Below are 12,182 nucleotides of genomic sequence, written 5' to 3'. Positions count from 1 at the left end.
GCCCGGCCTTGGTCAGCAGGCTCACTCGGCTCCCTCGGCGTCCCCGTACAACTGTGTCACCAGGGACTTCAGTACCTGGTCGGTGCGCGGCCCGTAGTTGAGGAGCACGCCGTCGTCGATCGAGACGACGCGGCGGTCCAGGCCCGCGGGGGTCTCGGCGACGCCCGGCACCTTCAGGAGGCCGTCGACGCCGTCCACCGACTCAAGGCCCTTCGTCATCACCAGGATCGCGTCCGGCGCGGCCTTGGCGAGCGCCTCGCTGGTGATCGCCGTGAAGTCCTTCGTCAGCCCGGACTCCTTGCCCGCGTCGACCGCGCCCGCCGCCTCCAGGAGCGAACTCGCCCCGGACCCGGCGCCGCCAAGGAGATATACGGAGGCCGAGCCGCGCAGATAGAGGAAGGCGACCCGCGGCGTGCGGGTCTTGCGAGCGGGTGCCGGGATCGCCTCGCGGACCTTCGCGATCCGCTGCTCCGTACGGTCGGTCAGCCGGGCGCCCGACGAGCCGACGCCCAGCGCCTCGGCCACCGCCTTGATCCGGGGGCTCACGTCGTCGAGGCTCTTCGCGGGGTCGAACACGACGAGGGGGACGCCCGCGTCACGGATCTGGTCGATGGCTTCGGCGGGTCCTGTGGTGGTGTCGGCGAGGACGACAGTCGGCTTGAGCGAGAGCACGCTCTCCGCCGAGACGTCGTGGGCCCGCGTCACCACGGGGAGCTTCGCCGCCTGTTGGAACGTGGCGGTGATCTCGCGGGCGACGACGTTCTCGCCGAGCCCCAGGGTGAAGACGATCTCGTTGAGGCTGCCGGTGAGCGGCACGATGCGGCTGGTGTCGCGCACCGTCACTCTGTGGCCGTCGGTCGAGGTGACGGTGGCGGGCAGTTCGGGTTTCGGGCGGGTCTTCAGGGGCTCGACCCGATCGGGCGCGGCGGCGGCTCCCCCCGCCTTCGTCCCTGGCTTCGGCTGCCCACCGCCGTCGTCCGTCGTCCCGCATCCGGTGAGGCCGAGGGCGAGCACGGCGGCCCATGCGCCTGCGATACGGAGTGAGCGCGGCATACGCACCGAAGTCCACCGTCCTGTCGAGCTCTTGGGGGGTTCAGCTTGAGGGGGCCCAGCTTGCGGGGTTCCAGTTCAGAGCGATCGTAGCTTAGGTTAGCCTTACCTAATTCGCTAGGCCTGGAGGGGTCCCTCATGCCGTCGTCCATGCCGTCGTCCATGCGGTCGTTTGGAAAGGTGCGAGCCGTCGGCCGCACCGGCGCCGTGGCCGTGCTCACCGCACTGATCGGAGCGCTGCTCCCGGCGGCCGCCGCGCACGCCGAGGACCGCACGGTCCAGGGCGGACGGCTCGACTGGGGCATCAAATCCTCCTTCCAGAGTTACGTCACCGGGCCCATCGCCCGCGGCAGTTCGACGCTGGAGGACGGCGCCGCCACGGTCGGCGGCAGCCAGTTCCGCTTCCACTCGGCGAAGGGCTCGTACGACCCGCAGAGCGGGAAGTTCAGCGCCGGGTTCTCGGGCGGCGTGCACTTCACCGGGCACAAGAAGGGCGGCTCCTACGAGCTCGACCTGACCGTCAGCCGTCCCACGGTGAAGGTCTCCGGCGGCTCCGGCACGCTCTACGCCGACATGGTCAGCAAGGCGAAGGGCACCGGAAAGGTCACCTCGACGCCGCAGGTGCCGCTCGCCTCGCTCGACATCTCCGGCATCGACATGAGGGGCGGCACCGGCCCGATCGCCCTCAACAACCTGCCCGCCAAGCTGACTTCACAGGGCGCGAAGGCCTTCGCCGGGTACTACACGGCAGGCACCGCCCTCGACCGGGTGAGCCTGTCGGCGGACCTCGCGGCGAAGTCCGGCCCCGGCAAGCCCGCGAAGAAGCCCAAGCCGAAACCCCCGGAGCCGGGCAGGAAGGCGGAGGCGGGCCGCATCGAGGACGCCGCCGTCGACTGGGGCGTGCGGCGCACGTTCCGCGAGTACGTCACCGGCACCGTCGCCAAGGGCGAATGGAAGCTGACCGGCGGGGCCCAGGACGGCGGCGCGCTCTTCCGCTTCCCCGCGGGCAAGGGCACGTACGACGAGAAGAAGCACACCCTCGACGCGGACTTCGCCGGAACCGTCCGCTTCACCGGCAAGCACGGCCTCGACCTCGCGCTCGGCAAGGTCGCCGTGCAGGTGAAGGACGGCAAGGGCACGCTGTTCGCGGACGTCGACGGCGTGAGCAGCGCCAAGCGGGCCCCGCTGGTCACTTTCCCCGCGCCTGCCGGGCGGTTGGGGCCGAAGAACGGCCTCGTCCGGCTCACCGAGGAGCCGTCGAAGCTCACCGCCGAGGGCGCCGAGGCGTTCGGCGGCATGTACAAGGCGGGCTCCGCCATGGACCCGCTCTCGCTCGCCGTCACCCTAGACGCCGACGCGAAACTCCCCGCGCTGCCCGACCTCGGCTCGTCCCCGAAGCGAGCGGGGGGTCCGGAGGCCTCCGCGGACCCCAGGACCGGCAACGCGGCACGGTCCGCCGACTCCTCCGGCTCGACGTCCAATGCCGTACCGATCGGCGTCGGCGCGGGAGTCGCGGTACTGCTCGCCGCGGCGGTCACCTTCGGCGTCGTCCGCAAGAAGCGCGCGACGCGGACGGCCACGGAGGACACCGCCACGCCCCCCACCGACCTCACCCCCTCCTGACCCCAACCCCCTCCCTCCTTCCTCTCCCCTCCGTGTCCCTCCGTGCTCATCTCTCACCCCAAGGAGAAGCCTGATCATGGCCGCCACTCGTCGCCCCATCACCCTCGCGGCAGCCGTCGCGACCGCCGTCGCCCTCGGCGCGAGCGTCCTCACACCGCCCGCGCTCGCCGCCGACAGCGGCAAGGCCGCCCCGCCGAAGGTGGAGCTCAAGAACGGGACGCTGGACTGGGGCGTGAAGGAATCCTTCCGCAAGTACGTCACGGGCATGGCCCGGGGCAGGATCGAGACCAAGGGCGGCGCCGAACAGGCCGCGGGCAACGGGGTGTTCACGTTCCCCGGCGGCAAGGGGACGTACGAGCCCGGCACCCACGCCACCGACACCGCCTTCAAGGGCGGCGTCCGCTTCGTCTCCACGGTCCACCGCTTCGACATCACCATCGGCGACGTCAAGGTCCGCACCAAGGGCACGAGCGGCGCCATCCAGGCCGACGTCACCCTCAACGGCGCCACCCAGAACGACATCGCCCTGGCCGAGCTCGACCTGAGCGCGGTCCGCCCCGGCGAGGGCGAGAGCGGCGCGATGGTCTTCAAGGACATTCCGGCGACGCTGACCGCGAAGGGCGCGAAGGCGTTCAACGGCATGTACGAGAAGGGCGAGAAGCTCGACCCGGCCACGCTGACGGTGACGCCGGGCGACCCGGTGACGGAGCAGCCCGCGCCGCCGAAGCCGACCGAGCCCGCTGAACCCGCCGAGCCCTCGAAGCCCGCCGAGCCCACGAAGCCCGCCAAGCCCGCCGAGCCCGCGAAGTCGGCCGGTGTCGTCGACGGCCGGCTGTCCTGGGGGCTGAAGAAGAGCTTCCGCAAGTACATCTCCACCGGCGGCGGGGCGACCGTGGGAGGCGGCGCCACGAAGACCTCCACCGGCTACGACTTCCCGTACGCCGAGGCGGACCTGGACTCCGGCGCCAAGAAGGCCGACGCCTCGTTCGGCGGCACCGTCCGCTTCACGTACAAGGCCCACGGCATCGACATGAAGTTCAGCGACCTCAAGGTGCGGGCGAAGGGCACGGGAGGCACGCTGCTCGCCGACGTCACCACGCCCCAGGGCACCCACAACGACGTGAAGTTCGCGACGCTCGACCTCTCCCGCGCCTCGTACGAGCCCCGGGGCGGTGTCGTACGGCTCGACAACCTGCCCGCGACCCTGACCGCGGCGGGCGCGCGGCAGTTCGCCAGCGAGCGGAACGGCTCCCCGTACGAGAAGGGCGAGAAGCTCGACCCGGTGACGGTCGCGCTGTCCTCATCGGCGGGCGCCCGGCTCTCCTCGGGCGGCGGGGAAGCGGGCGACGACGCGGCGGGGTCCGGCCCTGTGGGCGGTGGTGACGGCGCCGGTGGTTCGGTCGGCGGTGGTTCGGTCGGCGGGGCGGGCGCCCTCGCGGCCACCGGTTCCTCCGTCCCCTCCACCGCGCTCATCGGCGTGGCGGGCGCGGCGCTGGCGACGGGCGCGGGCGCGGTCGTCGTGGCACGGCGGCGACGGGGCGCGGAAACAGCGTGATGTTTGAATATCCGGGTGACTGAAGCACTCGACGACGTACGCGAAGCGCTGGACGCACTCGACGTGCTGCGCGTCTTCTGCGGGCCCGACGGTCGGCACGGCAACGAACTCGGTGTCGTGCGCGACGGGGCCCGCATGCGCGTGCCCGGTGACCGGCAGGCGTTCGCGGCGAAGCTCGGCTTCAGCGAGACGGTCTTCGTCGACGACCCCGAGCGCGGCGTCATCGACATCTACACGCCGACGCTGCGCCTGCCCTTCGCGGGCCACCCCTGCGTCGGTACGGCATGGCTCCTCGACGTACCCGAACTCGTCACGCCAGCCGGGGTGGTCGAGGCCCGTCAGGACGGCGAGTTCAGCTGGATCGCGGGACGGGCGGACTGGGCGCCGCCGAGGACGCTGCGGCGGTACGGGTCGGCGGCGGAGGTCGACGCGCTCGACGTGCCGCCGGAAGGGGAGTGGATCTACGCCTGGGCCTGGGAGGACGAGGCGGCGGGCCGCGTACGGGCGAGGGGCTTCCCCGGCCGGGGGGACGGCATCGACGAGGACGAGGCGACGGGCGCGGCGGCGCTCCTGCTCACCCACGCCCTGAACCGCGCCCTCAACATCACTCAGGGCCACGGCTCACAACTCCTGACGGCACCGGGCCCGGAGGACTGGATCGAGGTGGGCGGCAGGGTCCGCCTGAGCGGTACCAGCCCCTCCGGCGTGAGCCATTTCAGCCCCTCCGGCGTTTGAGGAGCGGGGGCCCGGGGGCAGCGCCCCCGAGTCGTCCACACATCAGGCGCTCAGCGGAAACTCATCCCCCAGCTCCCGGAACACCGCCGTATTCAAAGCGAACGCGCGCTTGCACTCGTCGACGATCCGCTTCCTCTCCAACTCGTCCACGACCACCCCGTCAATCCCGTCAAGGAGCTGCCGATACCCCCGCTTGAACGCGGCCGGGTTGGATATCCCCTCGAACACGTAGAACCGCACGCCGTCGCCCTTGCGGTCGAAGCCCCAGGTCTGCTCGGCCTTGCCGCGGATGATCTGGCCGCCGGAGAGGTCGCCGAGATAGCGCGTGTAGTGGTGGGCGACATAGCCGCCCGGCCAGGTGCGGGCGCACTCCTCGATCCGTGCCGCATACGCCGCCGTGGCGGGCAGCGGGGTGAGGCCGGTGCGCCAGTCCGCGCCCCGCAGATGCGCGAGGTCGCGCTCCAGCTCGCTCACGCGCGCCAGCTCGGGCTGGAGGAAAGGTCCCGCGACGGGGTCGTGAAGCAGGGCCCGCGCGCCGTCCTCCAGGGCGCGGTACACGAACCACAGCTGTTCGGTGTAGCGCGTGTAGGCGTCGACACCCAGCTTGCCGCCGAGCAGGTCACTCATGAAGGTCGAGGTCTCGGCCTCGGTGTGCTGCTCGTGCGACGCGGTGCGGATGACCGTCGAGAAGGGCGTGGGCGCCGTGTCCATGCGGGGCCTCCAAAGGGAGCCTGGGGAGCCTAGGGATGGGGTTGGGTTCCTAGGGATGACGGGATGGCGGGAACCAGTGCGACCTGCGACCTGCGACCTGCGACTTGCGACCTCTCAGATCATGGCAAGTTAGGCTTACCTAAGTCAACTGGTTCCCGACGTCCTGTCGGTAAAAACGCTACCCGCCTCCGGCTCAAGGAACCGTAAGGACCCGATCTTCCTCAGGGCAGCCTTCTCGGCACGCCCCTCAGGGCAGCGTGAGGACCTCCGCCCCGGAATCCGTCACCACCAGCGTGTGCTCGAACTGCGCGGTCCGCTTCCGGTCCTTCGTGACGACGGTCCAGCCGTCCTCCCACATGTCGTACTCGTACGTGCCGAGCGTCAGCATCGGCTCGATCGTGAACGTCATGCCCGGCTGGATGACGGTCGTGGCGTGCGGGCTGTCGTAGTGCGGGACGATCAGGCCGGAGTGGAAGGACGAGTTGATGCCGTGGCCGGTGAAGTCACGGACCACGCCGTAGCCGAAGCGCTTCGCGTACGACTCGATGACCCGGCCGATGATGTTGATCTGACGGCCGGGCCTGACGGCCTTGATGGCGCGGTCGAGGGACTCGCGGGTCCGCTCGACGAGCAGCTTCGACTCGTCGTCGACGTCGCCGACGAGGTACGTGGCGTTGTTGTCGCCGTGCACGCCACCGATGTACGCCGTGACGTCGAGGTTGATGATGTCGCCGTCGTTCAGGACGGTGGAGTCGGGGATCCCGTGGCAGATGACCTCGTTGACCGAGCTGCACAGCGACTTCGGGAAGCCGCGGTACCCCAGCGTCGAGGGGTAGGCACCGTGGTCGCACATGTACTCGTGCGCGACGCGGTCGAGCTCATCGGTGGTCACACCGGGCGCGATGTGCTTCGCGGCCTCTTCCATGGCGCGGGCGGCGATGCGGCCCGCGGTGCGCATCAACTCGATGGTCTCGGGGGACTGGACCTCGGGCCCCGTGTACGGGGTCGGCGCGGGCTTCCCCACATACTCCGGGCGCCTGATGTTGCCGGGTACGGAACGGATGGGGGAGAGCTCCCCTGGGACGAGCAGTGACTGGCCAGACATGCCAGCGAGTCTAGCCAGCCGTCGTGGGGCAGCATGGTCCCGGAGAGCGGCACGTCACCGAGGACGGAAGGAGCGGGTCATGGCGCTGTTCAAGAAGAAGACCGTCGGCAAGCCGGGCGAGTGGTTCTACTGCCTGGAGCACAACAAGGTCGAGGAGGGCCCCGACTGCCCCGGCAAGGACCGCATGGGCCCCTACGCCTCCCGTGAGGACGCGCAGCACGCGATGCAGACGGCCGCCGACCGGAACCTGGAGTGGGAGACCGACCCCAGGTGGCACGACAAGACCGCACGGCCCGAGGACGAGTAGACCCCGGCCCTCCCGGGGCGGACGTGGGGGGAGGGGCGGGGCGGGGCGAGGCGGCGCTGGAGCGCGGAGGCCGCGCTAGAGTGCCGCCGCCCGCTCCTCGGTCCGCTCCCGCCGCAGCCTCGCGTCGGGGTCCGTCGTCGCGTCGTACGTGATGAGCCGCGGCAGCACCGCCGCCAGGACGCCGACCGAGGCCACGCAGGCCATGCCGCCGGACCAGATGGCGGAGCGGGTGCCCGTCCAGCCCGCCGCCGCGCCCGCGCGGACCTGGCCGAGCTGCGGGCCCACGCTGTACGAGAGGACCTCTATCCCGGCGAGCCTGCCGCGCAGCTCGTCCGGGATGGTCTGGTTCCAGATCGTGGAGCGGCCGAGCCCGCTCGCCATGTCCCCGGCGCCCGCGAGGGCGAGGCACACGAGGACCACCCAGACGTTCGAGAACCAGCCCGCCGCGGTGATCGCGAGCCCCCAGCCCGCCGCGCCGAACACCACGAGCAGCCCGTGCCGCCGCACCCGCGACGTCCACCCGCTGGTGAGGCTGAAGACCAGCGAACCGACCGCGCCCGCCGCGTACATCAGGCCGAGCGCCCACTCCGCGTCCAGGTCGTCCGCGAGGAACGGGAAGATCGTATTGGGGAAGGCGAAGAACATCGCCGCCATGTCGATCGCGTACGTGCCGAGCAGCACCGGCCGCGACCACGCGTACCGCGCGCCCTCCGCGAGACCCTTCAGCGACGGCTTCTCCGCGTCGTGCGCGGCGGGCGCGGGCGAGAGGCGGGTGCACAGCGCGACCGACAGCACGAAGCAGACGGCCGTGACCCCGTACGCCGACGCGTGACCCGCGTACGCCACGACGATGCCCGCGAGGGACGGCGCCGCGATGGCGCCCACGTTCCACCGCAGCGAGTTCAGCGCGGCGGCCGCCGTCAGCTGGTGGTGCGGCACGATCCGCGCCATCAGGGAGTCGAGGGCGGGCCGTTGCAGCCCGGCGAGCGCGGAGACCCCGGCCGCCACGACGTACAGCGGCCACAGCAGCGGCTCGGGCAGCAGCGCGTTCACCAGGAGGACGACGGCGAGGAGCCCGAGGCCCGCCTCGGTCAGCAGGATCACCCTGCGCCGGTCCACGGCGTCGGCGAGCGCCCCGCCGTACAGACCGAAGACGATCAGCGGCACCAGCTCCACCGCGCCCATCGCGCCCACGGCGATCGGGGAGTCCGTCAGATCCTTGATCTGTAGCGGCAGGGCGACCAGGGCCATGAAACTGCCGAAGGTGGTGACGAGACCCTGCACCCACAGCAGCCGGAAGTCACGGGTGGACCGCCAGGGGGAGAGGTCGGGCAGTATCGCGGAGAGAGGCACGAGAAGCCATGCTCAGCGCTGACCGTGTAGCAGGCAACCGAATTTCTCACCATTTCTCACCACCGCGTGGGGGGCGGCGACGTCAGCTGGTCGGCGAGCCGGGACAGCCGGTCGCGCAGCCGCCGGGGGCCGCGGGCCTGCGGCAGCGCGTTCTCCCCGGCCGCCGCGCTGACCAGGTGCTGGACCGTGTCGAGGTCGAGGTCGGGCGTCTCCGGCACCGTCAGTGCCTCGTGCGAGAGGGCGCCCAGGTCCCGGTCCCCGGAGCCGAGCGCGAGCACCGTCGCGCCCGCCCGTCGCGCGTCGTGCACGCGCGTCAGGAGCTCCGGGTCCGGCGCGTCCGGGGCCACCACGAGCAGCGTCTCGCCGCGCCGCGCGGCCTCGATCCTGCCGAGGCCGGTCGACAGGTGGGCCGGTTCCGTGCCGAGGACCCGGTGGCGGACCAGCGTCGGGGTGAGCTCCGGCGTGCCCGACCAGGCCGCCTCGTCGACCAGGTGCGCGGCCAGGTGCCACGGTTCGTACGCCGCCGTGCCCACGAGCAGCAGCCCGCCGCCGTGCGGCACGACGGAGGAGCGCAGCGTCCCCGCGAAGCGGCGGGTGGCACCGAGCCACTCGGTCCCGGCGAGCACTTCGCGCAGCAGCGCGACCCGTACGGCGTCCATGGCGTCGCATCCTGCCCCAACATGCCACTCGTCACCGGGTGTTCACGGGGAATTCCCCCGGGCTGGGGAAGGGCGGAGGATGACTGCTGAGACATCTGTTCCCTTCCGCGCGGGCCGAGACGGATACGCGAGCTTCCGCATCCCCGCTGTCGTGGTGACCGCGTCCGGTACCGTCCTCGCCTTCTGCGAGGGCCGCGTCGGCTCCCAGGCGGACTTCGGCAACATCGACATCGTCCTCAGACGCTCCGCCGACGGCGGCCGCACCTGGGGCCCCCTCCAGGTCGTCGCCAAGAACGGCACCGACCTCGCGGGCAACCCCGCCCCCGTCGTCCTCGACACCGGGCGCCTCCTCCTCGTCCAGGTCAGGAACGCCGCCTCGGCCACCGAGGACGCCATCCGCCGCGGCACCGTCCCCGCCGCCGACGGGCGCCGCGTCTGGCTGCAGCACAGCGACGACGACGGCCTCATCTGGACGGCGCCGCGCGAGATCACCGGCCAGGTGAAGAGGGCGGCCTGGCGCTGGTACGCGACGACGCCCGGCCACGCCGTGCGGCTGACCACGGGACGCATCCTCGTCCCCGCCAACCACTCCCTGCCGCCGACCGGGACGGACAACGGCACCGAGGGCAAGTACAACGGCGGCCACTGCCTGCTCAGCGACGACGCCGGTGACACCTGGCGCATCGGCTACGTCGACGACAACACCGACGGCTACATCAACGTGAACGAGACCACCGCCTCCGAACTCCCCGACGGCCGCCTCTACTTCAACACCCGCAACGACTCCCCGGCGCCCGGCAACCGCGCCGACGCCCACTCGACGGACGGCGGCGAGAGCCTCCTGCGCCCCTTCCGCCCACAGGCCTGCCTCACCGGCCCCGTCGTCGAGGGCAGCGTCCTGCAACTGCGCGACCCCGACCTGCTCCTCTTCTCCGGACCCGCCGACCCCGGCTTCCGCGCCCTGATGACCGTGCGCGGCTCCGCCGACGGCGGCACCACCTGGCGGACCGTCCACACGGTCGACGGTCTTCCGGCCGCGTACTCCGACCTCGTGCGGGTCGACGGAGAGACCGTCGGACTCCTCTACGAGACAGGGGACTTCAGCGCGTACGAGACGGTCTCCTTCCGGCGGGTACCGGTGGCGGACCTCGTCGGGACGAGCGGTGAGTAAGGTCGCCCCATGACCTCTACAGACAGTGCGCAGAACGCCCCCGCCAAGGCCCCCGCCAAGGACCCCTGGGAGCTGCCCGACGTCTCGGACCTCGTCGTCGGCGTCCTCGGCGGCACCGGCGACCAGGGGCGCGGCCTCGCCTACCGGCTTGCCCGCGCGGGCCAGAAGGTGATCATCGGCTCCCGCGCGGCCGAGCGGGCGCGGACCGCAGCCGACGAGCTGGGCCTCGGCGTCGAAGGCGCCGAGAACGCGGAGTGCGCGCGGCGCAGCGACATCGTGATCGTCGCCGTGCCGTGGGACGGTCACGGCAAGACCCTCGAAGCGCTGCGCGAGGAGCTGGCGGGCAAGCTCGTCGTCGACTGCGTGAACCCGCTCGGCTTCGACAAGAAGGGCGCGTACGCACTCAAGCCCGAGGAGGGCAGCGCCGCCGAACAGGCCGCCGCCCTGCTCCCGGACTCCCGCGTCACCGCCGCCTTCCACCACCTCTCGGCCGTCCTGCTCCAGGACCCGGCCGTCGAGGAGATCGACACCGACGTCATGGTCCTCGGCGAGAAGCGCGCCGACACCGACGTCGTGCAGGCGCTCGCCGCCCGCATCCCGGGCATGCGCGGCATCTTCGCCGGCCGGCTCCGCAACGCCCACCAGGTCGAATCGCTCGTCGCCAACCTGATCTCCGTGAACCGCCGCTACAAGGCGCACGCGGGCCTTCGCGTCACCGACGTATAGCCGCGGCAGGGGCATGGGGGACACTGGACGGGCAGCGCGCACCACGCACGCACTACGCACCCGCACGCTTCACCCCGACAGGAGCCGACCTCCATGCCCCGCCTCGCCGTGTACGCCCTCGTCGTCTGCGCCCTCGCCGTCGCCGCCGCCGTGATCTCCTTCGTGCAGGGCAGCTGGCTCGGCATCGTGTGGGTCCTGCTCGCGGGCCTCTCCTCGAACATGGCCTGGTTCTACCTGCGACGTGCCAAGGCCGAGCGGGACGCGGTGCGCGGCGCCGAAGCGCTCAGGAACTGAGCCCCAGGGCGGGCGGGACCTCCTGCGAACCGTCCCAGAAGCGGTACAGCCGCTGACCCCAGTAGCTGTCCCACTCGCTGACGCCGAGGCCGCGCAGGATCGCGTCGATCGCGTCGAAGAACGCGTGGTTGACCTCCGGGATCCACAGGACGGCGAAGACCGCGATGAGACCGAACGGCGCGAACGGCTCCACCTGGCGGCGGATCCCGTGCGAGAGCCAGGGTTCGATCACTCCGTAGCCGTCCAGACCCGGAATGGGCAGCGAGTTCAGGATCGCCGCGGTCACTTGGAGCAGCGCCAGGAACGCGAGTGCGTAGCGGAACGCGTCCGGGACGCCGTCGAGGGCGTCGAGCCAGAACGGCGCCGTGCAGACCACCGCGAACAGCACGTTCGTCAGCGGGCCCGCCGCCGAGATCAGGCTGTGCTTCCAGCGGCCCCTGATCCTGCCCCGCTCGATGAAGACCGCGCCGCCGGGCAGGCCGATGCCGCCCATGATCACGAAGAGCACGGGCAGCACGATGCTGAGCAGGGCGTGCGTGTACTTGAGCGGGTTGAGGGTCAGATAGCCCTTCGCGCCGATGGAGATGTCGCCGCTGTGCAGGGCGGTGCGCGCGTGCGCGTACTCGTGCAGGCAGAGCGAGACGATCCAGGCGGCCGTCACGAAGAGGAAGACGGCGACGCCGGGGTTGTCGGCGAATCCGGTCCAGGCGGCCCAGCCGGAGACCGCCGTCACGGCGGCGATCCCCAGGAAGACGGGGCTGATCCGCCGGTCGCTGCGGCGGATGGGGGCGGTGGTCATGGGGCGGGGCTCCTGGGGTCCGACGGCCTTGCGTGCCCGACCGTATAGGGCGTACGGCGAAAACGTCTCGCACCGGACGGGGAGTTCCGGGGAG

At 71.6% G+C, this 12,182-nt stretch carries 13 protein-coding genes; 7 read left to right on the top strand and 6 right to left on the bottom strand.

Features of this window, described 5'->3' with window-relative positions; all coding sequences use genetic code 11:
• Positions 1–21: 21 nt before the first annotated feature.
• On the bottom strand, positions 22–1,053 hold the full coding sequence (locus ABZ953_RS00625; RefSeq protein WP_361714394.1) for an ABC transporter substrate-binding protein: 1,032 nt from the start codon (positions 1,051–1,053) through the stop codon (positions 22–24).
• A 159-nt stretch (positions 1,054–1,212) separates the two neighbouring features.
• Between ABZ953_RS00625 and ABZ953_RS00620 the strand changes: the two genes are divergently transcribed.
• The 3 genes from ABZ953_RS00620 to ABZ953_RS00610 all read left to right on the top strand — a co-directional run bounded on the left by ABZ953_RS00620 (position 1,213) and on the right by ABZ953_RS00610 (position 4,963).
• On the top strand, positions 1,213–2,673 hold the full coding sequence (locus tag ABZ953_RS00620; protein WP_361714391.1) for an HtaA domain-containing protein: 1,461 nt from the start codon (positions 1,213–1,215) through the stop codon (positions 2,671–2,673).
• A gap of 76 nt (positions 2,674–2,749) precedes the next feature.
• A complete protein-coding gene (locus tag ABZ953_RS00615) occupies positions 2,750–4,228 on the top strand; it encodes an HtaA domain-containing protein (protein ID WP_361714388.1) in 1,479 nt (492 codons plus the stop codon).
• A 48-nt stretch (positions 4,229–4,276) separates the two neighbouring features.
• On the top strand, positions 4,277–4,963 hold the full coding sequence (locus tag ABZ953_RS00610; RefSeq protein WP_361715577.1) for a PhzF family phenazine biosynthesis protein: 687 nt from the start codon (positions 4,277–4,279) through the stop codon (positions 4,961–4,963).
• A 42-nt stretch (positions 4,964–5,005) separates the two neighbouring features.
• Here the strand turns inward: ABZ953_RS00610 and ABZ953_RS00605 are convergent, their stop codons facing one another.
• Both ABZ953_RS00605 and map read right to left on the bottom strand, forming a co-directional pair.
• Positions 5,006–5,674 carry a biliverdin-producing heme oxygenase gene (locus ABZ953_RS00605; RefSeq protein WP_361714385.1) on the bottom strand — a complete coding sequence of 223 codons (669 nt, stop codon included), beginning with the start codon at positions 5,672–5,674 and terminating at the stop codon, positions 5,006–5,008.
• Positions 5,675–5,921: 247 nt separating this feature from the next.
• Positions 5,922–6,779 carry a type I methionyl aminopeptidase gene (map, locus tag ABZ953_RS00600; protein ID WP_361714382.1) on the bottom strand — a complete coding sequence of 286 codons (858 nt, stop codon included), beginning with the start codon at positions 6,777–6,779 and terminating at the stop codon, positions 5,922–5,924.
• Positions 6,780–6,858: 79 nt separating this feature from the next.
• Here map and ABZ953_RS00595 point away from each other — a divergent pair, with 79 nt between their 5' ends.
• Positions 6,859–7,086, top strand: a complete 228-nt coding sequence (locus ABZ953_RS00595; RefSeq protein ID WP_361714379.1) for a hypothetical protein — start codon at positions 6,859–6,861, stop codon at positions 7,084–7,086.
• Between the two features lie 75 nt (positions 7,087–7,161).
• Here the strand turns inward: ABZ953_RS00595 and ABZ953_RS00590 are convergent, their stop codons facing one another.
• Positions 7,162–8,439, bottom strand: a complete 1,278-nt coding sequence (locus ABZ953_RS00590) for an MFS transporter (RefSeq protein ID WP_361714376.1) — start codon at positions 8,437–8,439, stop codon at positions 7,162–7,164.
• Positions 8,440–8,495: 56 nt separating this feature from the next.
• Positions 8,496–9,098 carry a hypothetical protein gene (locus tag ABZ953_RS00585; protein ID WP_361714373.1) on the bottom strand — a complete coding sequence of 201 codons (603 nt, stop codon included), beginning with the start codon at positions 9,096–9,098 and terminating at the stop codon, positions 8,496–8,498.
• A 79-nt stretch (positions 9,099–9,177) separates the two neighbouring features.
• Between ABZ953_RS00585 and ABZ953_RS00580 the strand changes: the two genes are divergently transcribed.
• From ABZ953_RS00580 to ABZ953_RS00570, 3 genes are all read left to right on the top strand, one after another.
• On the top strand, positions 9,178–10,269 hold the full coding sequence (locus ABZ953_RS00580) for a sialidase family protein (RefSeq protein ID WP_361714370.1): 1,092 nt from the start codon (positions 9,178–9,180) through the stop codon (positions 10,267–10,269).
• 9 nt (positions 10,270–10,278) lie between these two features.
• Entirely contained in the window at positions 10,279–10,995 is a 717-nt protein-coding gene (gene npdG, locus ABZ953_RS00575) for an NADPH-dependent F420 reductase (RefSeq protein WP_361714367.1), read from the top strand.
• 93 nt (positions 10,996–11,088) lie between these two features.
• Positions 11,089–11,289, top strand: coding sequence for a hypothetical protein (locus ABZ953_RS00570; RefSeq protein WP_361714364.1), 201 nt, complete (start codon positions 11,089–11,091; stop codon positions 11,287–11,289).
• Here ABZ953_RS00570 and ABZ953_RS00565 read toward each other — a convergent pair.
• Positions 11,279–12,088, bottom strand: coding sequence for a site-2 protease family protein (locus tag ABZ953_RS00565; RefSeq protein ID WP_361714361.1), 810 nt, complete (start codon positions 12,086–12,088; stop codon positions 11,279–11,281). The genes ABZ953_RS00570 and ABZ953_RS00565 overlap by 11 nt on opposite strands.
• Positions 12,089–12,182: the final 94 nt, after the last annotated feature.

The sequence above is a fragment of the Streptomyces sp. NPDC046465 genome, from assembly GCF_040646035.1.
Lineage (GTDB): Bacteria > Actinomycetota > Actinomycetes > Streptomycetales > Streptomycetaceae > Streptomyces.
The sequence above is the reverse complement of the archived record's forward strand: the minus strand, read 5'-3'. Positions and strand labels throughout refer to the sequence as shown.